1 protein-coding gene is annotated in these 1,521 nt (G+C 38.7%); it reads right to left on the reverse strand.

Annotation, left to right across the window (positions count from 1 at the left end):
- Positions 1 to 985: 985 nt before the first annotated feature.
- Entirely contained in the window at positions 986 to 1,165 is a 180-nt protein-coding gene (locus tag AABE15_RS03605) for a hypothetical protein (RefSeq protein WP_338329915.1), read from the reverse strand.
- Positions 1,166 to 1,521: the final 356 nt, after the last annotated feature.

The raw sequence follows: 1,521 nt of genomic DNA on the forward strand, positions 1-1,521 counted from the left end.
GTGTATTGTGGACATTCCTCGATGAGGTATTTAATAGTGAATGGAGTATAGCACCATTTACACTTCACTACTTCTTCTATATTAATTAGGTAAACATGGGTGAGACGCGAGCCACCTCTTCTTAGCCTGGGAATTACCACCTCTTTTCTTCTTTTACCTCTCACTCAGCTTTTTCATAATCGTGTAGTGCTCTTGGTTCCTCGTAGCTTATTTTGAGAGGAAACACGTTCCCAGAAGCCTTGTCAATCATTACAGACCATGTTCCTTAACCATTTATTAATGTCTTGGTCTTGAAATACTTCTATTTGCGGGTTATTCATTTTTGATCCCTCTTTTAGCAGCCATCCAACAAACAAAACACCATGCTTCCGATTTCGGCAATGTTTAATAAAATGTAAAACAAATGCATAAACCCTTTGGAACTTTAAAAGGCTCGATACTTTTTCAGGCAGAACGGGTGGAGGTTATATATGGTAAATAGGCCAGCCAGAAGTAGGCAACGTAATAAATGCCAGGCCGTTCCAATAAAGATCGTGAGAAAGTATCTGGTGTGGTGAGAGGGCTCTCGATAAGCAATCGGCTGAATTTTTTTTTTGTAGGAATATAGTGCGAACAACTGGGTTTTGTTACTTCTAAAATCTGGACTATGCAATTGACAACATAAATCTGAAGTTCATGAGGTGGTGTCTGTAACCAATAGAGAACATTACGAGAATCCGAAAAGCAATATACCTCATTAGTCTCCAAACGACTTTTAAGTTTTCCAATGCTTGCAAGTAGTATGGAGGCAAGAAGAGCAGCATTAAATTCCAAATGAGGCACTGACTGAACCTTAAGGGTGGCCACCTTACGCTTACTTTTTTGGATTTGTGGCTGCTTCTAAATAAATCATTTAATTTGGTGTCATTGAAGGCAACGAAAACAATGTCTTAATGAAAAATCTCTGAAACTTTAAACAATATGTCATATCCCTGAAAACACCAGACTAATTTTTTTTCGCGAATAGTGGAATCAGATCTTGAGCAATGAAACTTGACCAATTCCTATTAAGGTCCATTTCAGCAGCCGATGTACGATCTCTCAAATGGTAAGTAAATGAAAGACTGGAGCTTAGCGCGACACCCAAATATTTATAGGTATCGACTACTTCTATAGGTAAACCCATAAATCTCCATTTATCTGCAACAGCCAGTCTACCCACTGGCCGAATAACCGATGGGTACGCGCGTTAGACGCAACTCAAAATCTGTTTTTTTTTTAAACATAAATGTTGTCATTTCATACTGCATAAAGCTTCTTGCATTTTAATATAGACTCCAAAAAAAGGACCAAAGACACGCGTCTGCCATCGAATACCTGATAGGTAAGCGCTTAGACGCAACTCAAAATCTGACTTTTTGACAACAATGTTGTCATTTCATGCTACATGAAACTTGCTGCATTTAAATACAGACTACAAAAAAGGACCAACGTAGCAGGCGGCAGGCGCGTCTCAAAATTCCACCTTTATGAATGTCAAAC

The sequence above is a fragment of the Commensalibacter sp. Nvir genome (assembly GCF_963921845.1).
GTDB lineage: Bacteria > Pseudomonadota > Alphaproteobacteria > Acetobacterales > Acetobacteraceae > Commensalibacter.

Excerpts from the sequence above, each read along its gene's own strand:
- AABE15_RS03605 (WP_338329915.1), bottom strand. The coding sequence starts at position 1,165 with ATGGGTTTACCTATAGAAGTAGTCGATACCTATAAATATTTGGGTGTC.